Raw genomic sequence first — 22184 nt, forward strand, 5'->3', positions numbered from 1 at the left:
CCATGGACCTGACGCTGACCCAAGAGCAGCAGGCGTTTCGCGATGAGGTGCGTGCTTTCCTCTCCGCGTCGCTTTCGCCGGCATTGCGGCGTGGGGCGGCCCTGACATCCGGTGTCTTCGCTGAGCCGGATATCGCACGCGAATGGCAGGCAATATTGGAAGCGAAAGGGTGGCTCGTCTATCACTGGCCTACCCATGCGGGCGGGCCTGGGTGGACGCCTGTCCAACGCTGGATCTTTGAGAAAGAATGTACGGAGGCAGGGGCGCCGGTTTTGCCCGGCATGGGCCTGAAGCTGGTTGGGCCGGTGCTGTACGCATATGGCACCCAGGCGCAGAAAGATCATTATCTTCCGCGCCTGCGCACGGCTGAACATGTGTGGGCGCAGGGTTTTTCGGAACCAGGCTCCGGCTCCGACCTCGCAAGCCTGCGCACTCGCGCGGTGCGCGACGGGGATCACTATGTCGTGTCCGGCCACAAAATTTGGACTACGCAGGCCCAGTATTCGAACCGGCTATTCGCTCTGGTGCGGACAGATCCAAATGTGAAGCCGCAGCAAGGCCTCAGCTTCCTGCTGATCGACATGGCGTTGCTTGGCGTGACGGTGAAGCCGATCCTCAGCGCATCAGGCGACCACGAACTGAACGAGGTCTTCCTCGACGAGGTTCGAGTGCCGGTGTCCGAGCGCGTTGGCGACGAAGGGCAGGGTTGGTCGATTGCGAAGTTTCTGCTGGAAAACGAGCGGGGCGGGTCCAGCTTCGCGCCGGCGATCCTGGCTGATCTTGCCCGGTTGCGGACATCGACGGGGTCTCTGACAGGCGAACTGGCGGACCGTGCCATTCGGCTTCAGCTGGAGGCAGAAGCGCTGGAAATGACCGAGCTTCGGACGTTGATCGAGATCGAGCATGGTGCCGCGCCCGATCCGCGCAGTCTGACCACCAAGCTGCTGGCGTCCGAAATCCGTCAAGGCGTGGAGGCGCTGGCGGTCGACGCCTTCGGCCTTGCCGGCCTGCAACTGCCGGTCGAGCGCCCCTTCTATGGCGACACCGTGCCTGCCCCGGTCGGTTCGCCGCAGGCGCAGGTCGCGGCCGCCCGCTACCTCAACGCGCGCGCCTGGTCGATCTTCGGCGGGACCAGCGAAATCCAGCTCACCCTCATCGCGAAGGCCGCGCTCGGCCTCTAGACAAAAGAAGGATGCATCATGCCTGAAGCCTATATCGTTTCCGCCCGCCGCACCGCCGGTGGCCGCCGCAACGGCCGCCTTGCCGGCTGGCACCCCGCCGATCTCGGCGCCCTCGTGCTGGATGCGCTGGTTGCCGACGCGGGGGTCGATCCCGCCGCGATCGACGATGTCATCATCGGCTGCGTCAGCCAGATGGGCGAACAGACCTTCGCCTTTGGTCGCAACATAGTGTTGGCGTCCAGCCTGCCCGACAGTGTGCCTGCGGTGACGATCGATCGGCAGTGCGGTTCATCCCAACAGGCTGTGCATTTCGCGGCCCAGGCCGTCATGTCGGGCCTTCAGGACCTCGTCATCGCAGGCGGTGTGGAGAGTATGACACGCGTGCCGATGGGATCGCCTATCACGCTGGCCAAGGCGGGCGGTATCGGAGCCAACCCCTTCTCCGAAACGGTCCAGAAACGTTACGGCGTGGAGATGTTCAGCCAGTTCCAGGGCGCACAAATGATCGCCGATAAATACGGGTTCACGCGCGATGACCATGACCGGTTCGCGCTCGCCAGCCACCAGAAGGCGGCAGCGGCCATGAACGCGGGCGCGTTCGATCGCGAAATCGTACCGGTGCCCATCCTTACGGCGGAAGGGGAACAGGCCATCCACGACCGTGATGAAGGAGTTCGTCCGGATTCCTCACTGGAATCGATCGGCTCGGTCAAGCTGCTGGGTGAGGGCGGCACACTGTCCGCTGCAACAGCTAGCCAGATTTGCGACGGCGCGAGCGGCGTGCTCGTTGCGTCCGAAGCGGCCGTCAAGGCGCACGGCCTGACGCCCATCGCGCGCATCGTCAATTTGGCCGTGACGGCGGGCGACCCGGTCATCATGCTGGAAGAGCCGATCCCGGCGACGCGGCGGGTCCTCGATCGTGCCGGCATGACGATGAAGGATATCGACCTGTTCGAGGTGAACGAGGCCTTCGCGTCGATTCCGATGGCCTGGATGAGGGCGCTGGACGCTGACCCGGCGAAGCTGAACGTCAATGGCGGCGCGATTGCGCTTGGTCACCCGCTCGGCGCGACAGGTACGAAGCTGATGGCGACGCTGATCCATGCGCTGAAGGCAAGGGGCCAGCGCTATGGCCTCCAAACGATGTGCGAAGGCGGCGGCATCGCCAACGCCTCGATCATCGAGGTGCTCTGAGCCATGAACCTCGCGCTCAGTGATGAGCAGGCTATGGTCCGCGACATGGTCCGCCGCTTCCTGGCGGACCGTTATGACGCGACGACCATGGCGAAAGGGCCGATGGCGCCTGAGGATTGGCGGGCGCTGGGGGGCTTGGGTCTTTTCGCCCTGCTGACGCCGGAGCAGGCAGGCGGTATGGGCGGCGGCGCGGTGGAAGTGATGATCGTCGCTGAAGAACTAGGGCGCGCGCTTGCGATAACGCCGCTGGCTGAGGCCATTCTGCTCTGCGGCCGGGCGATCGCAGCTGATCCCGCCGTCGAGCGCTGGAGCATCGGACTGATGCAGGGGGACGCCCTGCTTGCATTCGCACACGGCGGAGAGGTTACTGACGGAAGGCTAAGCGGATCGGCGGCCATCGTGCGGGACGGCATGGATGCCGGCGCCTTCGTCGTAGAGACCGAGGCGGGCGCGTTGTTGTTAATCGACGGGCAGGATAGCCGTGTCCACAGAGCGGAAGTTCGTCTGGTCGATGGCAGCAACGCGGCCAATGTACGGTTCGACGGTGTGCAGGCCCAACCGCTCACGGTCCCGGCAGGCCTCTGGGCGGAGGCCCAAGCCCTAGCGGGCCTGTCGATCGTTGCCGAGCTGGTCGGCGCGATGGCGACCTTGCTCGACCTGACTGTCGATTATGTCAAGCAGCGCCACCAGTTCGGCAAGCCGATCGCCGGCTTTCAAGTCGTGCAGCATCGCTGCGCCCGGATGTACACGCAGTTGGAGCAGTCCCGCTCATTGCTTTTGAAGGCGGCTTTGGTCGAGGAAGACGCGCGGGTTCGGGCCGTGACGGCGGCGAAGGCTTATATCGGCGATGCTGCCTTGAAACTCGCGGAAGACGCGGTGCAGCTGCATGGCGGCATGGGCGTGACCGATGAACTTGCCGTCGGACGTGGGCTGCGCCGCGTGTTGCTGCTTTCACGCCTTCAAGGCGGCGGGATTGCGGCCCGTGCCGCTTTTGCGGCGTGACTGGCGCGGAGATGGCTTCAAAGGGCAGGGTCGAGGGGAAAGTGGTCCTTGTAACCGGCGCGGCGCATGGGCTGGGCTGGGCCGATGCGCAAGCCCTGGCGCGCGAGGGCGCGCAGGTGATCCTCGCCGATGTTGACGAGGAAGAAGCGCGGCGACTAGCCGACACGCTGCCTGGTGCGATGGCACTCCGTCTGGACGTGACTTGCGAAGTGCAGTGGCAGGGTGCGTTGGCCAAGATCATGCAGGTGCATGGCCGCCTTGACGCATTGGTTAACAATGCAGGTATCGCGGCGTTTGAAACGGTCGAGCAGTCATCGCTGGAGTCATTCCGGCGCGTCATGTCCGTTTCCGCAGAAGGGACGTTTCTGGGATGCAAGATTTGCCTGCCAGCACTGGCGGCCAGCGGCGCGGGATCAATCGTCAATATCGCGTCGGCGGCCGCGATCCGGGGCAATCCGACGGTGTTTGCCTACAGCGCGGCAAAGGGCGCCGTGCTTTCGATGACACGCAGCGTGATAGTGCATTGCCAGCAGCAGGGCTATCCTGTCCGCGCCAATGTGGTTCTTCCTGGCTCGCATGACACGCAGATGGTCCGGGATGCGTATCGCTTCGCCCCGCCTGAATTGCGAGAGGCGGCCCAGAGGCATGAGGGACAGCCTGAGCATGTCGCCGATCTGGTCCTGTTCCTGGTATCGGACGAGTCCGCTCGCTTGAACGGGGCGGAGATCGTGATCGATAACGGCCGGACTGTAGCCTGACGCTAGGGTTCCCCGCAGTCCCCTGCGTAAATTGCGACTGGCTGGACAGCCGGCGGACGCCAGCGTGCTTCTGTCGCCTTTGCTTCTGGCCGGTAAAGGCGCATCATCAGCATGAACGGTTCGTGCGGCGCGGGCAGCCAGTTCGATCGTTTGTCCACGCCGGGATCGCCGTTCTGAATGAGAAGGCGAAGCGATCCATCCGGTCCATAGGCTAGGCCCGGAGTCCGGTCCCCGATCGAATAGCGATTGAGCGAATTGGCGGCCAGAAAGCCCTTTTCATAATAGAGCGTGATCGACCAAAAGCCGTCCACCGGCGGAAGATCCTGCTTGGTGAAGCAGAGGCTGTAGCTGTTCCTGCCGTCCAGCTGTCGCCCCCGTGCGTCGAGGTGGGCAACGGGATACAGCGCCTCGTTTCTGTCCAGCACATAAATCTGGTCCATCGCCACGGCCGCGCGCAACAAGAAATCCTGGCCGAAGCGGGAGCCGGCGTAGCTGGTCGACCAGCCGCCCGCAAGCGTCCCGAGATGGCGGGTCTTTTCCTGAATGATGGCCAGGCCGTCGGCGACGCCGCGCTCGATGGCGGCGCGCTCGGCCGACGGCAGATGCGCGTAGCGGAAACCTTATCCGGCGATGAGGCCGATGCGGCATAGCGATGCGCCCAGGTCGGCATCCTCGTCCGACACCCGCCAGTCTTTCAGCACGGTACCCAGGTTAGCGAGAAGTTTCAGCCCATCGGGTACGTCATCGCGGTCCCCTGCTAAGAATCGCTGCGATGTTATCGGCGCTTGCACTAAACGTCCCCTGCCAAGCCATTTACGCAATAGAATCGCGTCCTGAAGCCGGTGTACGTTCGGCAGATCCAGCGATCCATCAACGAGGACGCGCCCGGCCACCATGAGATACCGCTGCGTACTGCGGACGACTTTGGCCCCGGTGGGAATTTTTCCGCGATAGTCCGGGCCGACGATGAAAATCGGTGGAAGCCGCTCGCCATGGCTGCTTTGACCATAGGATTGCCGCGTCTCGCTATCGGCTTCGCCGAACTGGAAGACATAATAGCGTTTCCCGAAGTCCGGCGTGTCGAGCTGAAACGGCCCCGCCTGCGTATCCAAAAAGGCAAGGCTGTAGAGCGTGTCGTTGTTCGGCGCGAAGCCTATGCGCGTGTCGGGGCCAGCAAGATCGCGTGCTTGGCCCATCCGGTTTATCGGTGCCGTGGCGACCGTCGTCGGACGCGGCGCAAAAGGTTGTTCCGGCCGGGTTGCCTTCAGCCGCAACTCCGCCGCCCGTACCAGCGGATAGCCCCAGACAGTAGCGCGGACTGCCAGTATATACGGGTCGGTGCTCGCGCCGGCGAATATCTGCTGCGTACTTGTCGCGCTTTGGAGCGCCTCTGCTCGAAGCGGCTGCGGCGCAAAAACGCTCAGCAAGAGAGCGAACACCAGTCTATGAGACGATATTGGCGACATGGGAGGGCTCAATGTTGCTTGAGGTCGTTCGCGTAAAAGCGAGATGCCAAAGCGATGCTGCCTGCGCCAGCGAGCGAGAAGAGGACGACGGTGGCCAGCGCGTAACGCAGTGAGGCTTCGTGCATCCCGTCCGCCGCCGCCAGATGATCGCTAAGGAACCCTGTGACCGCCGGTCCCAGGCCAAGCCCGAATAGGTTGAACACGAGCAGCGTCACGGCGGAGGTCAGCGCCCGGATACGGGGCGGGACGACCGACTGCGGCACGCCGATGATCGGGCCGTAATAGAAAAACATCAGCATTGTCGCGATGAAGCAGAACGCCAGCGACGCCGTGAGTGAAGGGATCAGGAACTGGACCATGGCCGCCGGCACCATCAGCAACATCGCGGCGGCACTCACCCAGACGCGGCCTGCCGGATTGCGCGATCCCGCCGCGTCAGATAGACGGCCGCCCAGATAGATGCCGATACCGCCACCCAGCCCGTTCATCAGCGCGAGCCAGGAGGCCACTTCACCGAGCGGCATGTGATGAACGCGCATGTAAAAAGGCGCGGACCAACTCATCATCGCATATTGGGCGAAGGCATGAAGGGTCGTGCCAATCAGCATATAGCGATAGGTCCGCAAGCGCCAAAGGAAGCGCACGGCTTCGCCAAGGGGCGGCGCCTGTTCCCTGCTGGCCGGAAGCGCCGATCCAGTCCGGACTGGTTCCCGCACGAGCAGCAAGACGAGCGGCGCAAGGACCAGCCCGGCAATGCCTATGAACCCGAATGCCAGACGCCACCCAAGGGCAGCGGCGATCCAGCCCCCCGATGCATAGCCGACCATGATCCCCGCCGGGAGCGCGAGGCCCCACAGGGCAAGCGCGGTGACCCGCTTTTCAGGCGGATAATAGTCGGCGATAATGGAATGGGAAGCCGGTACGGAACCTGCTTCACCCAGCGCTACCCCGATGCGGAAGGCGACGAGGGAGCCAAAGCCGGTCGCCAGACCCGAAAGCGCCGTCATGCCGCTCCAGGTGGCGAGCGATGTGGCAATGATGTTGCGGCGATTGAGGCGGTCGGCCAGCCGCGCGATCGGCAGGGACAGGGTAGCGTAGAACAACGCGAAGGCAAGGCCGGTCAGCAGCCCAAGCTGGCCGTCGCTCAATCCCAGTTCGCGCTTGATCGGCTCCTGAAGCACTGAGAGGACCGTGCGATCGATGTAATTGAACATCGACACCAGACCCAGCATGACAAGCATCGTGCGGCGCAACTTCGCGGCGGGGACCGCCGGCGGGACGGTAAGTCCGATGGGAGGGCTGTTCATGCGACTACCTCTTGACGGCTTTTTGATTGAGTGGCGGCGCACATATGCGCGCCGCCTTGATATCGAACGTCCCTCTCTGACACCCGTCAGAACTTGAAACGGACCCCCGCCGTGAGCGTTCGCCCGGCCACGTTGTAGAGCGTGAACAAGGTGGGATAGAGGAGCCCTGGCGCAGCTGCTGCGGCCACCAGCGGCGGCTTTCGATCGAGGAGGTTTGTGGCCGTCACGAACAGCTCCGGTTCGCCGCGAACGTCGAACTTATAGGATGCCGTGGCGTCGGTGTAGAAGACCGGCTTGATCGCCGGAACAGCGTAAAAGGACGTCGGGTCGTTCTTCAGGTTGCCGATGGTTACCTTGCCGATCATCGATTCCTGTACGAACAGAGTAAGGCCGCCATTGGAATAATTGGCGCTCAGCGTACCCCGGAACTTGGGATAGGCATAACCGGTCTGACTATTGACGCCATGGCCGGCATAATCGATCACCGGTGCTATGGAATTGGTCTGCGATTTGTAGCGATCGAGATAGTTGGCAGAGGCGCGCAGCGCGAACTCACCAGCGCCTAGCTTGGTCCGGTACGACGCGGTGATGTCCAGACCGCTGGTCCGCAGGAAGCTGATATTCTGCGTGATCAGGCTCACCGAAATCGGATAGTTAGCGGCTGACCGGTCGCTGAACGCCAGCGGTCTTTCGATGAGAGCGCAGGTTGGTGAAGCGCCATTGGACGTTTCGCACTCGTTGATCACGTCGTTCAACCCCTGCGTAGCGATGGCGCCCTTGATCTTGAGATCGTAATAATCGACCGACAGATCGAAGCCGGGTATAAAGCTGGGGCTGAGGACCACGCCCGCGGCGAAAGTATCGCCGGTTTCGGGATCGAGGTCGCGGTTGCCACCGCTGAGCTGACGGATCGAACCCGATGCACCCGTGTGGGGATCGTTGAAGTTCACCGGCGCGGTCTGAATACCCGCAAATAGTTCGAACAGCGAAGGCGCACGAATGTCGTGAGAACGCGTGACACGGAACATGATGTCCTGGATGGGCTTGTAGACCGCACCGATCTTCCAAGTCTTGACGCTGCCGCTGGTGCTGTAATCGGTGAGGCGGAACGCGCCGTTGAGGCTCAGTTCCCGGGCGAAAGCCTGGTCCTTGAATATCGGTACCTGTGCTTCGGCGAACACTTCCTTCACGTTCAGCTTGCCGAATGCAGCACCGACATTGGTGTTGTTGAAACGAGTCCTGCGGTTAGCAGGAATACCCCGCAAACCGGCGAGATCGAGGGCTATCGTGGGATCAGAATTGGACGTCAGATCCAGCTTCTGCCTGCGATACTGTCCGCCGATTGCGACCGTAACCGGCCCTGCCGGCAGCTCGATAAGGTCACCACGCGCCGACACGACAAAATCGTCGGTGGTGTTCATGGCGCGGTAGCGCGATATGCCAAGGACGGTTTGCAGATCGGCGGTGGAAGGCATTCCAGCGCCGAAGACGTTGAGCGGCGTACACCCCGGATAGAGGCCGGGGTTGGTCAGCGTCACGCGACAGACGATCGAGCCGCCCGGCCCACGAACCGCGTCAAGCGCCGCTGCAAGCTTTGGAATTTCGACCTGCGTCTGGGCGAATTTGGTAACGGAGTTTCCGTGAGTATAGTCGGCAGTAATATTCCAGCCGCCCAGATTCCATTCCAGGCCACCATTAATGAGATAGGCATTGGTCGTTTCCCGCGTCGGGATTGGTCCCTGCTCTCCGATGAAACGGAAAACTGTGAAACTGTCATTGGGTCCCATTCGAGCCTGGACGCCCGGATCGAGGAATGCGTTGCCGCTAAAGAAGGTGAAACCTAGCACGGACTGGGCCTGCGTATCATAGCTGGTGACGCTGCGCGAGTAGCTGCCCTGAGCATGCGCGGTCAGCCCATCCGTCAGGTCATAGGTGAGGCGGCCGAAACCTTGCGTCGTCGTCAGCGGCGCGATCAACTGGTTGAAGCCGGGAATATAGAGGCCGTCGCCGCCTACATTGGTGCCGGGCGTGCCGGTCGGCGTGCCGCGTTGGATCGGGCGCACCGCGCCGCCAGGCAGGAAGATGTTGTTGACGAGCGAGGGTACGGTGCTCGACGTGATGATGCCGTTATTATAGTCGTTCGTCGTGAAGCGTAGGTTTGGCAGAAAGATGAACGGGTTTGCCTGCCGGCCCGGTGCGGCGGCGGAGCCGGGGACCGAACCGACCGCTGCATAGGCGTCGCTGCCATAGATGCGTGCGCTGCGCTTGATGCCGTCGCTGTGGAAGCGCTCGATCGAGCCGAGGATGTGGCCGCGATCGCCGCCGAAGCTGAATCCGCCGGCAACGCCGAGGCGGTAGTTGCCGAGGTCACCGCGGGTCGAAACGCCCCTCTGCGCCACGCCCTTGATACCCTCGAATTTCTTGTCGAGGACGAAATTGACCGCGCCGCTGACAGCGTCGGAGCCGTAGACGGCCGATGCGCCGCCAGTTACGACATCGACCCGCTGGATCAGCAGCTGGGGGATCGTGTTGACGTCCACTGCGCCACGGAACGTCGTGGGCGGCACGCGGATACCGTCGAGCAGGATCAGCGCGCGAGTCGGACCGACACCGCGCAGGTTGAGCAGGTTACCATGTTCGCCGCTATTGCCCTGCAATTGGCTATTGGATTGCGGGCTAACCGAGTTGGCGAATTGCGGCAGTTTGTTAATCGCGTCGGCGAGGTTGGTGGGGGTCGCTTTCTCCAGCTCCGTGGTTGGCGCGACAGTCACTGGCGTCGGCTGATTATAGCCGTCGCGCACGACGCGCGTTCCAGTGACGATGATATCGCGTGTAGATGGCGCGGCGGCGTCCGTTGCCGCCGTTTGCGCATGGGCCGGCACGATGAAGCCAACGAACGCGCATCCCGAAAGGAGCGCTACGCGACCAATCTTGAACCTTGTCATCATCTCTCTCCCTATGCCTGGGGTCATTTATTTTGCCCCGAAATCTCGTTTCATTCTGTAACAAGGTCAGCGTGCGCCGGCCTCCTGCGCCGCCAGCCACGCAGCCTTGGCAAGCGGTTCTATTCGTTTGACGATGTCGTCTGCGTTACTCGCTGTCTGCACGCCATCGCGCGCCCGGCCGGCAATGCCCTGCAGGATCGCGGCGACACGGAACAGGTTGAAGGCGCGATAGAAGGGGTGCGTCGGGTCGCAGCGAAGGCCAGTCCGCTCGCAATAGCGCCGGGCATAGTCGTCGGCTGTGGGAATGCCCAGCGCGGCAAAATCGGCACCGCGCAAGGTTCCACGCACGTCCACGCCCTCCGGCCTGAACCATTCCATCATATGATAGGTAAGGTCGCCCAGTGGATCGCCCAGGGTCGATAATTCCCAGTCTATGACGGCCGAAACGCGCGGTTCGGTCGGATGGACCAGCAGGTTGTGGAAGGAATAATCGCCGTGGATGATCGTCGTCCGCTCCTCCGTATCGGGGATCTCATCCGGCAACCAGTCGACAAGCCGGTCCATTTCTGGGATGTCGCAGGTGCGCGAGGCATCATATTGCCGCGACCAACGGGAAATCTGGCGCGCGAAATAATTGCCAGGCTTGCCATAATCGGCGAGCCCGAGCGCTGCGAAGTCGACTAAATGCAGGCGCGCTAGAGTTTCGTTGGCAGAGTCAAAGATCGCCGCGCGTTCCGCACGGTCCAGGCCCGGCATGCGCGGGTCCCAGAAGCTGCGTCCCGGAACGTAGCGCATCACGTAGAAGATGCTGCCGATGACATCTTCGTCCTCGCACAGCAGCAGCGGTTCGGCTACCGGCAGCCCGGCTTGGTGCAGGGCCATGGTGATGCGGTATTCGCGGTCCACCGCATGAGCGGACTTCAGCAAAATGCCAGCCGGCTTGCGCCGCAAGACATAGCTTTGGTCCGGCGTCGAAAGAAGGAAGGTCGGATTGGACTGTCCGCCCTCGAACTGCTTTATGCGCATGGGGCCGGAAAAATCGGCGATCCGTCCCGTCAGATAAGCGGCAAGACGGGATTCATCGAACGCGCTGTTGGCGGCGACATCGACCGTCGAGCCGATCATCGCGGCTGGCTTTGCGCCGCTCACGCTGCGGTCCTTTCGGCATATTTGGCGAGTTCCATCCGCGCGAGCTGGCGCTCATGGACTTCGTCGGGACCGTCGGTCAGCCGCACGATGCGGGTGTTCGCCCAAAGCTCGGCCAGGCCGAAATCATCGCTCACCCCACCGCCGCCATGCGCCTGGATCGCGTCGTCGACGATCTGCTGCGCCATCTTAGGCGCGGCGATCTTGATCATCGCGATCTCCGCGCGGGCGGCCTTGTTGCCGACCGTGTCCATCATGTGCGCGGCCTTCAGGCACAGCAGGCGAGTCATCTCGATTTCGCAACGTGCGCGCGCGATCCGTTCTTCCCAAACTGAGTGTTCGGCGATGGCTTTGCCGAAAGCCCTCCTCGAAAGAAGGCGGCGACACATTTTTTCCAGCGCGACTTCCATCGTTGCGATGTTGCGCATCGTATGGTGGATGCGACCGGGGCCAAGGCGCCCCTGCGCGATCTCGAAGCCGCGGCCTTCACCGAGCAGCATATTTTCCGCCGGGACGCGAACATTGTCCAGCGCGACCTCGAAATGCCCATGTGGCGCATGATCGTAACCAAAGACGGGAAGGTGGCGTACGAGCGTCACGCCCTGCGTATCGCGCGGCACCAATATCATCGACTGTTGATGGTAAGGCGCGGCGTCCGAGTCGGTCTTGCCCATGAGGATGAAGAAGTCGCAACGTGGATGACCCGCGCCCGACGACCACCATTTACGCCCGTTGATGACATAGTCGTCGCCATCGCGCCGAATCTCGGTCTGGATGTTGCGGGCGTCCGAAGAAGCGACGGCGGGTTCGGTCATCAAGAAGGCGGAGCGGGTCTTGCCATCACGCAACGGCACCATGAAGCGCTGCTTTTGTTCAGCCGTCCCGTAGCGATGGAGCACCTCAAAATTGCCGGTGTCTGGCGCCATGCAATTGAATATTTCACTAGCGAAGGAGATGCGGCCCATCAACTCGGCGATCGGCGCATATTCGACATTGGTCAGGCCAACGCTGGTGAAAAATTCATCGTCATGCTCTGATGGCGGCATGAAGATGTTCCACAGCCCCGCTGCCCGCGCCTTGTCCTTGAGCTCATCGAAAATGGCAGGAATCTCGGTCCAGCGATCAATCGCGGCAGACTGACTGTGATAAACGGGAACGGCAGGAACGATATGATCGTCCATGAAAGCGCGTACGCGCTCCATCCATTCCCTGGATTTTTCCGATTGTTCGAAATCCACGCATCCGCTCCCGATATGCCGCCAGGTGTTCGCCGGCCTATCTCTGCTATAAGACTCGCCCGACCGACCGGTCGAGAGTTAAATAACCGCGTAATCCGTTGGCTGTCAAATTGGTCAGGATCGATTTTTACAGTTGACGCCCGACCAGTCGGTCGATCATCTAGTTGGCAGGAGAGCAAGCGATGACGATTAGCCCACTCATGAATATCGCCCTGTTGCGGGGCCATGCGCCGTATACGCTGGCGGGCTATGATATCTTCCGGTCTGTGGTTGCGTCGGACGGTGCGATTCCTGCGCGGATGAAAGCGTTGTTCGCGGCGGTGGCTGCTGTCGATCGCCATCACCTAACCCTTGCGACTCGAGAGCTGGATCGCGGCGTATCGCTAGGGCTGACGTCGAAAGAGGCGACCGCCGGTCTCATCGTGTTGTCGAGCTTGCGCGGCGAGGCCGCCGCGCTGGATTTTGCCGATATCATCGAAAAGAGTTTCGGCGGGACCCAGGCGCCGGACCCGCAACCCCTGCCGACGGCCGGAGAGGGAGAAGCGGAGGCTAATTTCCGTGCCTATTGGGCGGGAAGCATTCCGGCGCCGCTCGGCGCGCTAATGCGCCTGGCACCGCAAGCGGCGGATGCCTATTATCTCATGCGGCGGGGCAGTCTCGATGCCAACCCGCTATCGGCCAAATATGGTGAACTGCTGCTGCTCGCCATCCTGGCGGCGGGATATAGCCCCATGGCCGCGACCCATGTGCGCGGTGCGCGAAACGCGGGCGCTACCGACGAGGAAATTGCCGAAGCGGTGCTCTGCGCCGTTCCGTCAGCCGGAATTGCCGCCTGGATGGCGGTGGGTGGCATGCTTGCTCCGCCCGAAGAGGGCGGCATGCCCCGCTAAAACATCAATATTTCATTATTTGCTAAGGAGAGACTTACATGGAACCGGAAAAAGACGTCATCCAATATGAAGTAGCCGACAACGGCATCTGCACGATCTGGCTCAACCGGCCCCATGTAAAAAACTGCGTCAGTCCGCAGTTACTACGCGACCTTGAAGTCGCGGTGGACAAGGCGGCGGCGGACAATTCGGTACTGGCGGTCGTGTTCCGTGGTCGAGGCCATACCTTCTGCGCCGGTGCTGACCTGGGGCAGCTGGTGGGTCCGGTGCTGCACGAGACGAGCACTTCGCTTCAGCTCGCGATCGACTCCGCACGCACCTATGACAAGATTTACAACATGAAGAAGCCGACCATCGCCTGCGTGGAAGGCTATGCGGTCGCCGGCGGGTTCGAGCTGTTCATCTCCTGCGACTTCGGTATTGCCGCCGACGACGCCAAGATCGGCGACTTCCACATCCGCCGCGCTCTGTTCGGCGGCGCCGGCCCGATCTATCGTCTGCCGCGCTACATCGGCATGCGCAAGTCGAAGGAACTGATGCTGACCGGTAAGCTGCTGTCAGGCACCGAGTGCGTCGAATGGGGCCTGTGTAATGCCTCGGCCCCCAGTGGCGAAGCGCTTGAGCAGCTGATTCAGGATTTCTGCGCGCCGCTGATCGACAAGAGCCCCTTCTGCATGTGGATGACCAAGATGGCGGTCAACCGCGGCATGGACGCCGACACCAATTCGCTTATCACGTTGGAAACGATGACCTGCAACGTCGTGCACCATTCCGCCGACGCGAAGGAAGGCGTCGCCGCTTTCCTCGAAAAGCGTCAGCCGGTCTGGACGGGAAAGTAAGCGATGCCGGTCAGCATGGTCGTCCTGTCCAGCCGACCGAAAGACTGGACGCACGAGCAGTTCACTATCTGGTGGCGCGGCCCTCATGCCGACGCCGCCAGGGTACTGCCAGGGCTGATAGCCTATCGACATGGCGCGGTTACGAAGGATTACGACAATCCGGAAGCACCGGGATGGGACGGGCACGCCGTGCTGACCTTCGCTGACCAGGCGGCGCTCGACGCCGCCTTCGTTTCCCCCGAATGGAAGGCCGCGACTGCCCAGACGAAGGGTATGGGCGGTCGTCGCATCATCCTCATCACCGACGAGGTCGATTTGCTTGGCCGAAACGAGCATGCCGGAGAAGATCATGGCTGACTTGACCCCAGGTTTCGCCGCTGCCCAATTCCGTCTCGACGGCAAGCGGGCGCTCATCACCGGCGGGCGCGGCGCGCTCGCCGAAGCCATGGCGGCGACGCTGGCGGACCTTGGCTGCGCCGTCGCGCTGGCTTCCCGCACGGAGGCGGACTGCGCCGATCTGGCGGCCGGCATAGCGGAACGGTTCGGGGTTCCGGCCATCGGCCTTTCCTGCAACATTGCCGACGAGGCGTCTGTCGAGGCAGCGATCGCGGCGACGATCGATCGGCTGGGCGGGCTCGACATCCTCATCAACAATGCCGGTGCATCCTGGTGGGGGCTGCCGCAGGATATTCCGCTCAAGGGCTGGCAAAAGGTGATGGACGTCAATGTGACCGGCACCTTCCTCGCCTGCCGCCACGCCGCGCGCCACATGATCTCAGCAGGCGGCGGCGCGATCGTCAACATCGCGTCGGTCGGCGCCTTCCTGTCCTATCAGCCCGACGCGGGGCAGGTCGTTCCTTACACCACCAGCAAGGCGGCAATCGTTCACCTGACCAGCGATCTCGCCGCACAGTGGGCGGGGCATAATATCCGCGTCAACGCCATCGCGCCCGGCTCGATTGAGACGGGCATGACAGAAACGCTCGATCCTGCCATTCAGGACAAGACCCGCGCAGGCATATTGATGCGTCGCTTCGGGCGGCCTGATGAAGTAGCCGGCACGCTGGCTCTGCTGGCGTCGGATGCGGGCAGCTTCATCACGGGGCAGACATTCCTTGTCGACGGAGGGCAATCCCTTGCCTGAAGAGGCCCTCCATCCGGCATTTGAATGGAATGACGAACGGCTCTGGCCGCAATTTGCGCGTCTTGCCGACGCCGCACCGGATGCGTTGGCTCTGGCAGATTGCGACGACCGGCTGTGGAGCCGAGCGGCGTTGCAAGCACAGGCGATCGAGATCGCGGCGTTGCTGAAGGCGGCAGGGATCGAACCCGGCGACCGCGTTCTCGTCACCGCGTATAAATGCCCTGCGACAATCGCCACGGCGCTTGCCGTATCGTCACTGCACGCGACCTTTTGCCCTGTATCGCCAAAGCTTGGCGCTGGCGATCTCGCTTTGCTCGAATCCGTGCTTGGCCATGCCGCAAAGGTCAGCGGCGCTGGCAGCGCATTGCCCCATATCATCGCAGCCGCCGGCAAAAGATCGCGCGATCCGCGTAATTGCGATACGGCGCTCATCGGTTTCACATCTGGCAGCACCGGCGTGCCTAAGGGCGTGATGCACGGTCCGGAAGCGCTGAACTACGCGACCCGCGCCTGCGCCGCTATTGCCGGACTTCAACCGGACGACGCTATCCTGGGTATTGTCCCGCTCGACAGTGCGCCCGGTTTCACTTTTACGGCCCATTTCGCGCTATCCCTCGGCCATCCGCTCGTGCTGGTTGACCCATGGGTGCCGGCCGAAGCGCTGCGGCGCGCCGAACGCTATGGCTGCGGCTGGGCGATCGCGGTGCCGACGCACCTCTTCACAATGGTAGAAGCCGCCCGGCTCGGCCAATGGACCGGCCGCCTGCCGCTTCGCGCCATGGCGGTGGGGGGCAGCGCGATGACGCCGGAATTGATCGAGGATGCCGATCGGCTGCTCGGCCTCAAGGCGCTGCGCATGTTCGGCATGTCCGAATGCATGGGCCATGCATCCACCAACCCGGCCCATTCGCTCGAGCGCCGCCGGCTGTTCGACGGCCTTCCCTTTCCCGGCACGCAGGAGGAGGCGTTCGACGCTGAACTGCGCCCCCTGCCGCGCGGCGGTCGGGGACAGGCCGGCGTGCGCGGCCCCTCGCTCTTCCTGGGCTATGCGCAGGGCATGGGCGCGGGGCAGGAGCGCATGACGCCCGACGGCTTTTACCTGACCGGCGACGAGATCGTCCGCGACGAGGTGGGCTTCGTCCGCGTGGTCGGCCGCATCAAGGACCAGATCATTCGGGGCGGCTTCAATATCGACCCGGCGGAGGTGGAGGCAGCTTTGCTGCGCCATCCCGCCGTCGCGGAAGTGGCGGTGGTCGCGGTGCCTGAACGCAAGCTGGGTGAGCAGGCCTGCGCCGTCTGCCGGCTGCGCGTGGATGACGGGAGAGTCGGCCTAGCTGCGTTGCTTGACCATCTCTCGCAGCAGGGCCTGTCCCGCAAGAAATGGCCCGAACATCTGGTGCTGGTCGAAACGATGGCCGTCACTGCCACCGGCAAGCTCGACAAGAAGGCGATGGCCGCCATCGCCGTGGAGGAGATCGCCCGCAGGGGCGCGACTCCCGCTACCAGACAGGACGCATGACATGAACCAGATCGCAACCAGCGTCGTCGCCGACGGCGTTGCCCTCATCACGCTCGACAATCCTCCGGTGAACGCACTCTCCGCCGCCCTTCGGCAGGGACTGCAGGCCGAACTTAAAAAGGCGTTCGGCGATGGCGAGGTGCATGCCATCGTCTTGCTGTGCGCCGGACGGACCTTCATCGCCGGCGCGGACATCACGGAATTCGGCCAGCCCTGGCAGTCGCCGTCCTTGCCCGACCTTTGTGCCTTGCTGGACGACGCGCCCAAGCCCGTCATTTCCGCCATCCATGGCACGGCGCTGGGCGGCGGGTTCGAACTGGCGCTCGCCTGCCATTATCGGGTCGCGGCACGCAGCGCGAAGGTGGGCCTGCCGGAGGTCAATCTGGGCCTGCTGCCCGGCGCGGGCGGCACCCAGCGCGTGCCCCGGATCGTCGGCGCGGAGGCCGCGCTCGACATCATCACGTCCGGGCGGCAGATCAAGGCTGCGGAAGCCCTTTCGCTCGGGCTGGTCGATGCCGTGCTTGACGATGCGGCCTTGCGCGACGAGGCGCTGTCCTTCGCGCGCCGCATCGCGGCGGATGGCAGCGCCAAGCCGCGGATACGCGATCGGGCCGACGCGCTTCGGGACGATCGCCCCGAGCTGTTCACGACCTTCGCCGCCGCAAATGCGCGTCGGTTCAAGGGATTCGTAGCCCCCGCCGCCATTATCGAAGCTGTCGAGGCGGCGCTGACGCTTCCCTTCGAAGAGGGGCTGGCGAAGGAAACCGCCTTGTTCGAACGGCTGGTCGCCAGCCCGGAGTCGGCCGCGCAGCGCCACGTCTTCTTCGCCGAGCGAGAGGCGGCCCGCGTTCCCGACATCGGCCCCGAAACATCCGCGATCGACATTGCGTCGGTGGGCGTCATCGGCGCCGGCACGATGGGCGGCGGCATCACGATGAACTTCCTGAACGCCAGCATCCCGGTCACTCTGGTGGAAACCGGCCAGGAAGCGCTGGATCGCGGCATCGCCACGATCCGCCGCAACTATGAGGCGACCGCGGCCAAGGGGCGGATGACAACGGCGCAGGTGGAGCAGCGCATGGGCCTGATCGCGCCCAGCCTCGATTTCGCCGCGCTTGCCGACGCAGATCTCATCATCGAAGCCGTCTATGAGAGCATGGACGTCAAGACGGACATATTCGCCAAGCTGGACCGGATTGCGAAAGCGGGAGCGATTCTGGCGTCGAACACGTCCTTCCTCGACCTCAATCGCATCGCGGCGGCGACCAGCCGGCCCGAATGGGTCGTGGGCCTCCACTTCTTCTCGCCCGCCAACGTCATGCGCTTGCTGGAAGTGGTGCGCGGCGCGGAAACATCGAAGCAGGTCATCGCCACGGCGATGCGGCTCGCCAAGCGAATCGGCAAGGTGGCGGTGCTGAGCGGGGTGTGCGACGGCTTCATCGCCAACCGGCTGCTGGCGCCGCGCGGTGGGCAGGCTGAAGCGATGATGCTGGAAGGTACGACGATCGCGGAGATTGATCGCGTGCTCGTGGATTATGGCTTTGCCATGGGCCATTTCCAGATGATGGATCTGGTCGGGCTGGACGTCATCGGCCGGAACGCAACGGAACGCACTGTGATGGGCGATCTGGTTACTGCCGGTCGACTGGGTCAGAAGCGCGGCGCGGGCTATTATGATTATGATGACAAGCGGCGTTCGCAGCCCTCGCAGGTGACGGAGAGCCTGATCAAGGAGGTCGCTGCGGCCCAGGGCGTAGCGCATGACCCCACGCCGGGGGACGACGCCTTGCTCGCACGGCTACTCTATCCGGTCGTCAACGAAGGCGCGAAGATCCTCGACGAAGGCATCGCGCTGCGTGCCTCCGACATCGATATAGCGGCCGTGCTCGGCTATAACTGGCCGGTCTATCGCGGCGGGCCGCTCTTCTGGGCCGATCAGGTCGGGCTGGACAAGGTCGTCGCGGACATGCGCCGGCTTGAGGCGGATCATGGCGAAACTTTCCGCCCCGCGCCACTGCTCGTGCGGCTGGCTGAGGCAGGGCGCGGATTCGGCGACAGACCGTGACCCTCAACCGCGCCTGGGTGCTGGCGCGCAGGCCCGAAGGCGCGGTGCGGACCAGCGACTTCGCCTATCAAGAGGAGGCATTCGCTGCCCCATTGCTCGCCGAAGGGGAGATACTCGTCCGCACGCGGATCATCTCCTGTGCGCCGACGATCCGCAACTGGCTGAATCCGCCCGAACGCAGCTATCGCGGCGCGATCGGCATTGGCGAACCGATCCGGGGCATGGCGGCGGTTGAGGTGCTGGAATCCCGACACGGGCAATTCTCTGTGGGTCAGTGGTTGACGGCCGTCGCGCCATGGCAGGACTATGCGGTATTGCGTCCCGACGCGGCGGCCGTACCCGTCATGGCGATAGAGGCGAGCGTCGATCCGGTTGATGCGATGACGCTTTACTCACCCAACAGCCTCACCGCCTATTTCGGCCTCTTCACGGTAGGGGAGCCAAAGTCCGGGATGACCCTACTTGTCTCGGGCGCGGCAGGATCGGTCGGGGGGATGGTGTGTCAGATGGCCCGTATAGCGGGCTGCCGGGTCATCGCGGTGGCAGGTGGTCAGGATAAATGCCGTTGGCTGGAAGAAGAGGGCGGGGCGGACGTCGCCATCGATTACCGCTCGTCAGACCTTCCAGCCGCTTTAAAGGCCGCTAGCCCCGACGGGATAAACATCTTTTTCGATAATGTGGGCGGGGACATATTACAGGCCGCTGTCGACCGGATGGCGCCGCATGGCCGTATCGTGTTGTGCGGTCAGCTGGCCGCGTATGACTCAAATGAACCGGCTGCAGGCCCGCAGGATATGATGAAGCTGGTCTATGGCCGGATCCGAATGCAGGGCTTTGTCGTAGGTGACTATGCCGACGATTATGCGTCCGCGATCACATCGATACGACGGTGGGAAGCTGAGGGGCGGCTGCGCAATCGGTATGATGTGCGAGACGGCTTCAGGTGCATACCCAATGCCTTCGTCGACATTTTCAAAGGGCGCAATTCCGGGACACTGATTGTGCGGATTTGAACTACCTGCAACAGGCCAGTTTTTACTGTCAAAGCAATTGCGCGACATAAGCTGGATCTTGTAGCTACCGGCTTCGGTAAGCAATTTGTCCAGCTTGTGAAGTACCTGCTGAGTATGGCCACCAATGAAAATCATGTCTCAATATGACTCCGCCCGGCTCATACTGCCAATCATCTGATATCGCCTGATAGTCCATCTTTCCTTCAAAGAAGGTTGCGGTGCGCCGATGCACCGCTGAAAAAGGAGGCCGCTTTATGAAACAGCTGTGACGGTTCCAAACTACGGACGGATTCCTTCCGGTCTGCAGAGATTTCGGCAATCTCGGGCTGACCGCGAAAGCCAATTCGGATTTTATTTTGCAGGCGATCCCGGTGAATGGCGACGGGTAGCAAGACTGCGCTTGGTCGAGTATTTACTCGACTTCTTCCGTGACCAGAGCGACAGCAACGACGCTGCTTCGCTGCTAAAGGCCGAGCACGCCGCCCCACCATGATGACGGCCGGGGCTCTGGGTGGTGGGACCAGCATGAGGCTGCTCCTGATACCTGGAGACAGACATGCCGCGCAAAACGCACCTCAACGACCTCGACCTCATCCTGCTCTCGACCGCGTCAGCGCGGGAGGAGGGCCATCTCCATCCGCTTAAGTCCAGCATCGCGGGAAGGGCGGACGATGTATCCGCCGCCATCGCCGCGCTGCTCAAGCGCAGGCTGATCGAAAAGGCGCAGGTCAGCGACCTGAGCCATACGTGGAAAACAGAAGGCGACACCCGTATCGGCCTCGTCATCACCGCAAAGGCCCGCGCCCTGATCGACGGTGTCGAGATTGCCGACGAGACCATCGTTGGTACACCACCCTCTGTACCGCCACGGGTGGGCTTGAAGACCGAGGCGGTGCTGGCGCTGCTGCGCCGCGAGGAGGGCGCGTCATCCGCCGAACTGATCGACGCCACCGGCTGGTTGCCGCACAGCATGCGCGCGGCGCTGACCGGCCTGCGCAGGAAGGGTCATGCGATCGAGCGTGGCGTGCGCGGCGATCTCAAAGTCTATCGCCTGATTGCGGGGGCATAGTCGATGAGTCCGATGGACGAACGGATCGAGGAAGCGTTGGCCGAACTGGAGAGCCTGTCCTCCGCTGCCCTGCGCGAACGCTGGAGCGCCATGAAGCTGGGGCCTGCGCCCAGGATCAGCCCGGCAATGCTGCGCCTTGCCCTGGCATGGGAAATCCAGGCCAGAGCGCTGGGCGGCCACGAGCGAAGTGTAAGCCAGGCACTGGCACAGGCCATGGCGGCAAAGACCGCTACTGCGCCAATGACGCCGGGCCTGCGTCTGGTGCGCGAGTGGCGGGGCAAGGCCCATGTGGTGACGGTGGGGGAAGACAGGATCATCCGCTGGAATGAGAAAGAGTGGGGCTCCCTCTCGGAAGTCGCCCGCGCCATCACCGGCACGCGCTGGTCAGGCCCGGCCTTCTTTGGCATGAAGTCGAAGGCAGCGGCATGAAGACGGTCCGCTGCGCCATCTACACCCGCAAGTCGAGCGAGGAGGGGCTGTCACAGGACTTCAACTCGCTCGATGCCCAGCATGAGGCATGTTCCGCCTATATCCTCTCACAGGCCAGCGAGGGCTGGACGCAGGTCGCTGCGCGCTATGACGATGGCGGGCTGTCCGGCGGCACGCTGGAGCGACCTGCGCTCCAGCGCCTGTTAGCCGATGTGGCGGAAGGCCGGATCGACATCATCGTCGTCTACAAGGTCGATCGGCTGACCCGCTCGTTACTGGACTTCGCCAGACTGGTTGAAGCGCTGGATAAAAGCGGCACGAGCTTTGTCTCCATCACCCAGTCGTTCAACACCACCACCAGCATGGGGCGACTGACGCTAAACATGCTGCTCTCGTTCGCCCAGTTCGAGCGCGAGGTGACCGCCGAGCGCATTCGCGACAAGATCGCTGCGTCCAAGGCCAGAGGCATGTGGATGGGCGGGATACCGCCACTGGGCTACAGGCCCGATGGCCGCAGCCTCGCTATTGTGGAGGATCATGCTGCAATCATACGCCTGATCTTCGAACGCTATCTCGCTATCGGCAATGTCCGCATGCTGGCAACCCGGATTGAAGCAGAGGGTATCCTCTCCCCCCAACGCACAACGACGACCGGCAGGACGATCGGCGGCGGCGCGTTCAGCCGGGGACAGCGTTACCTCATGCTCAAATGCCGGACCTATCTGGGCGAGGTTCAGCATAAGGACCAGGTCTATCCTGGCCTCCATGCCGGGATCGTCGATCGCGCGCTATGGGATGCAGCGCAGGCCAGGCTGGCTGACAATGTGCAGGGTCGACGCAGGCGCGCAGAGGGAGCAACCGTCAGCCTGCTGACGGGCAGGATCGTCGATGAGGCCGGCGAGAAGCTGATTGCCGCCCATGCGGTCAAGCCGGGCAGGGGCGGGGGGCAGCGGCGCTATCGCTATTATGTCAGTAACGC

The 22184-nt window shown here is 63.0% G+C and carries 20 protein-coding genes; 14 read left to right on the forward strand and 6 right to left on the reverse strand.

Annotated elements, in window-relative coordinates; all coding sequences use genetic code 11:
* The first annotated feature begins 2 nt into the window (after positions 1-2).
* Genes VMR39_RS08640 through VMR39_RS08655 form a run of 4 tightly spaced genes read left to right on the forward strand, consistent with a single transcriptional unit; the run spans position 3 to position 4135 of the window.
* Entirely contained in the window at positions 3-1181 is a 1179-nt protein-coding gene (locus tag VMR39_RS08640) for an acyl-CoA dehydrogenase family protein (RefSeq protein ID WP_325415581.1), read from the forward strand.
* Positions 1182-1199: 18 nt separating this feature from the next.
* Positions 1200-2375, forward strand: coding sequence for an acetyl-CoA C-acetyltransferase (locus tag VMR39_RS08645; RefSeq protein ID WP_325415582.1), 1176 nt, complete (start codon positions 1200-1202; stop codon positions 2373-2375).
* A gap of 3 nt (positions 2376-2378) precedes the next feature.
* The gene (locus VMR39_RS08650) at positions 2379-3377 is read left to right on the forward strand and encodes an acyl-CoA dehydrogenase family protein (protein ID WP_325415583.1); all 999 of its coding nucleotides are present in this window, start codon (positions 2379-2381) and stop codon (positions 3375-3377) included.
* 11 nt (positions 3378-3388) lie between these two features.
* Positions 3389-4135, forward strand: a complete 747-nt coding sequence (locus VMR39_RS08655; RefSeq protein WP_325415584.1) for an SDR family oxidoreductase — start codon at positions 3389-3391, stop codon at positions 4133-4135.
* A gap of 2 nt (positions 4136-4137) precedes the next feature.
* Here VMR39_RS08655 and VMR39_RS08660 read toward each other — a convergent pair whose 3' ends face one another.
* The 6 genes from VMR39_RS08660 to VMR39_RS08685 all read right to left on the reverse strand — a co-directional run bounded on the left by VMR39_RS08660 (position 4138) and on the right by VMR39_RS08685 (position 12237).
* Positions 4138-4593, reverse strand: a complete 456-nt coding sequence (locus VMR39_RS08660; protein ID WP_325415585.1) for a DUF1214 domain-containing protein — start codon at positions 4591-4593, stop codon at positions 4138-4140.
* 162 nt (positions 4594-4755) lie between these two features.
* Positions 4756-5574: a DUF1254 domain-containing protein gene (locus VMR39_RS08665; RefSeq protein ID WP_325415586.1), complete on the reverse strand. Its 819-nt coding sequence runs from the start codon at positions 5572-5574 to the stop codon at positions 4756-4758.
* A 35-nt stretch (positions 5575-5609) separates the two neighbouring features.
* Positions 5610-6908 (reverse strand): MFS transporter, encoded by a 1299-nt coding sequence (locus VMR39_RS08670; RefSeq protein ID WP_325415587.1) that lies wholly within the window; start codon positions 6906-6908, stop codon positions 5610-5612.
* An 86-nt stretch (positions 6909-6994) separates the two neighbouring features.
* Positions 6995-9856 (reverse strand): TonB-dependent receptor plug domain-containing protein, encoded by a 2862-nt coding sequence (locus VMR39_RS08675; protein ID WP_414712476.1) that lies wholly within the window; start codon positions 9854-9856, stop codon positions 6995-6997.
* A 63-nt stretch (positions 9857-9919) separates the two neighbouring features.
* Positions 9920-11002, reverse strand: a complete 1083-nt coding sequence (locus VMR39_RS08680; RefSeq protein ID WP_325415589.1) for a phosphotransferase family protein — start codon at positions 11000-11002, stop codon at positions 9920-9922.
* A complete protein-coding gene (locus tag VMR39_RS08685) occupies positions 10999-12237 on the reverse strand; it encodes an acyl-CoA dehydrogenase family protein (RefSeq protein WP_325415590.1) in 1239 nt (412 codons plus the stop codon). The genes VMR39_RS08680 and VMR39_RS08685 overlap by 4 nt, the downstream gene beginning before the upstream one ends.
* A 182-nt stretch (positions 12238-12419) precedes the next feature.
* Here VMR39_RS08685 and VMR39_RS08690 point away from each other — a divergent pair, with 182 nt between their 5' ends.
* From VMR39_RS08690 to VMR39_RS08735, 10 genes are all read left to right on the forward strand, one after another.
* On the forward strand, positions 12420-13127 hold the full coding sequence (locus VMR39_RS08690) for a carboxymuconolactone decarboxylase family protein (RefSeq protein WP_325415591.1): 708 nt from the start codon (positions 12420-12422) through the stop codon (positions 13125-13127).
* 38 nt (positions 13128-13165) lie between these two features.
* On the forward strand, positions 13166-13966 hold the full coding sequence (locus tag VMR39_RS08695) for an enoyl-CoA hydratase/isomerase family protein (protein WP_325415592.1): 801 nt from the start codon (positions 13166-13168) through the stop codon (positions 13964-13966).
* A gap of 3 nt (positions 13967-13969) precedes the next feature.
* Positions 13970-14323, forward strand: a complete 354-nt coding sequence (locus VMR39_RS08700; protein WP_325415593.1) for an EthD family reductase — start codon at positions 13970-13972, stop codon at positions 14321-14323.
* Positions 14316-15110 carry an SDR family NAD(P)-dependent oxidoreductase gene (locus VMR39_RS08705; protein WP_325415594.1) on the forward strand — a complete coding sequence of 265 codons (795 nt, stop codon included), beginning with the start codon at positions 14316-14318 and terminating at the stop codon, positions 15108-15110. The genes VMR39_RS08700 and VMR39_RS08705 overlap by 8 nt, the downstream gene beginning before the upstream one ends.
* Positions 15049-16629, forward strand: a complete 1581-nt coding sequence (locus VMR39_RS08710; protein WP_325415595.1) for a class I adenylate-forming enzyme family protein — start codon at positions 15049-15051, stop codon at positions 16627-16629. The genes VMR39_RS08705 and VMR39_RS08710 overlap by 62 nt, the downstream gene beginning before the upstream one ends.
* 1 nt (position 16630) lies before the next feature.
* A complete protein-coding gene (locus VMR39_RS08715; RefSeq protein WP_325415596.1) occupies positions 16631-18694 on the forward strand; it encodes a 3-hydroxyacyl-CoA dehydrogenase NAD-binding domain-containing protein in 2064 nt (687 codons plus the stop codon).
* Complete coding sequence (locus VMR39_RS08720; RefSeq protein WP_325415597.1) at positions 18691-19707, forward strand: NADP-dependent oxidoreductase; 1017 nt, start codon at positions 18691-18693, stop codon at positions 19705-19707. Before VMR39_RS08715 ends, VMR39_RS08720 begins: the two co-directional genes overlap by 4 nt.
* Before the next feature lie 556 nt (positions 19708-20263).
* Positions 20264-20776 carry a DUF3489 domain-containing protein gene (locus tag VMR39_RS08725; RefSeq protein ID WP_325415598.1) on the forward strand — a complete coding sequence of 171 codons (513 nt, stop codon included), beginning with the start codon at positions 20264-20266 and terminating at the stop codon, positions 20774-20776.
* A 3-nt stretch (positions 20777-20779) separates the two neighbouring features.
* Positions 20780-21205: a DUF2924 domain-containing protein gene (locus tag VMR39_RS08730; RefSeq protein WP_325415599.1), complete on the forward strand. Its 426-nt coding sequence runs from the start codon at positions 20780-20782 to the stop codon at positions 21203-21205.
* A partial coding sequence (locus tag VMR39_RS08735) for a recombinase family protein (protein ID WP_325415600.1) occupies positions 21202-22184 on the forward strand: 983 nt, incomplete at its 3' end. The genes VMR39_RS08730 and VMR39_RS08735, both read left to right, overlap by 4 nt.

This window comes from Sphingobium sp. (assembly GCF_035511395.1).
In the GTDB taxonomy this organism is placed as follows: Bacteria; Pseudomonadota; Alphaproteobacteria; order Sphingomonadales; family Sphingomonadaceae; genus Sphingobium.

Bases quoted from the DNA above. Each gene is read 5' to 3' on its own strand.
- VMR39_RS08715 (WP_325415596.1), top strand. From the start codon at position 16,631: ATGAACCAGATCGCAACCAGCGTCGTCGCCGACGGCGTTGCCCTCATC.
- VMR39_RS08730 (WP_325415599.1), top strand. From the start codon at position 20,780: ATGAGTCCGATGGACGAACGGATCGAGGAAGCGTTGGCCGAACTGGAG.
- VMR39_RS08725 (WP_325415598.1), top strand. From the start codon at position 20,264: ATGCCGCGCAAAACGCACCTCAACGACCTCGACCTCATCCTGCTCTCG.
- VMR39_RS08705 (WP_325415594.1), top strand. From the start codon at position 14,316: ATGGCTGACTTGACCCCAGGTTTCGCCGCTGCCCAATTCCGTCTCGAC.
- VMR39_RS08695 (WP_325415592.1), top strand. From the start codon at position 13,166: ATGGAACCGGAAAAAGACGTCATCCAATATGAAGTAGCCGACAACGGC.
- VMR39_RS08710 (WP_325415595.1), top strand. From the start codon at position 15,049: ATGCGGGCAGCTTCATCACGGGGCAGACATTCCTTGTCGACGGAGGGC.
- VMR39_RS08655 (WP_325415584.1), top strand. From the start codon at position 3,389: ATGGCTTCAAAGGGCAGGGTCGAGGGGAAAGTGGTCCTTGTAACCGGC.
- VMR39_RS08650 (WP_325415583.1), top strand. From the start codon at position 2,379: ATGAACCTCGCGCTCAGTGATGAGCAGGCTATGGTCCGCGACATGGTC.
- VMR39_RS08645 (WP_325415582.1), top strand. From the start codon at position 1,200: ATGCCTGAAGCCTATATCGTTTCCGCCCGCCGCACCGCCGGTGGCCGC.
- VMR39_RS08640 (WP_325415581.1), top strand. From the start codon at position 3: ATGGACCTGACGCTGACCCAAGAGCAGCAGGCGTTTCGCGATGAGGTG.
- VMR39_RS08690 (WP_325415591.1), top strand. From the start codon at position 12,420: ATGACGATTAGCCCACTCATGAATATCGCCCTGTTGCGGGGCCATGCG.
- VMR39_RS08670 (WP_325415587.1), bottom strand. From the start codon at position 6,908: ATGAACAGCCCTCCCATCGGACTTACCGTCCCGCCGGCGGTCCCCGCC.
- VMR39_RS08700 (WP_325415593.1), top strand. From the start codon at position 13,970: ATGCCGGTCAGCATGGTCGTCCTGTCCAGCCGACCGAAAGACTGGACG.
- VMR39_RS08675 (WP_414712476.1), bottom strand. From the start codon at position 9,856: ATGATGACAAGGTTCAAGATTGGTCGCGTAGCGCTCCTTTCGGGATGC.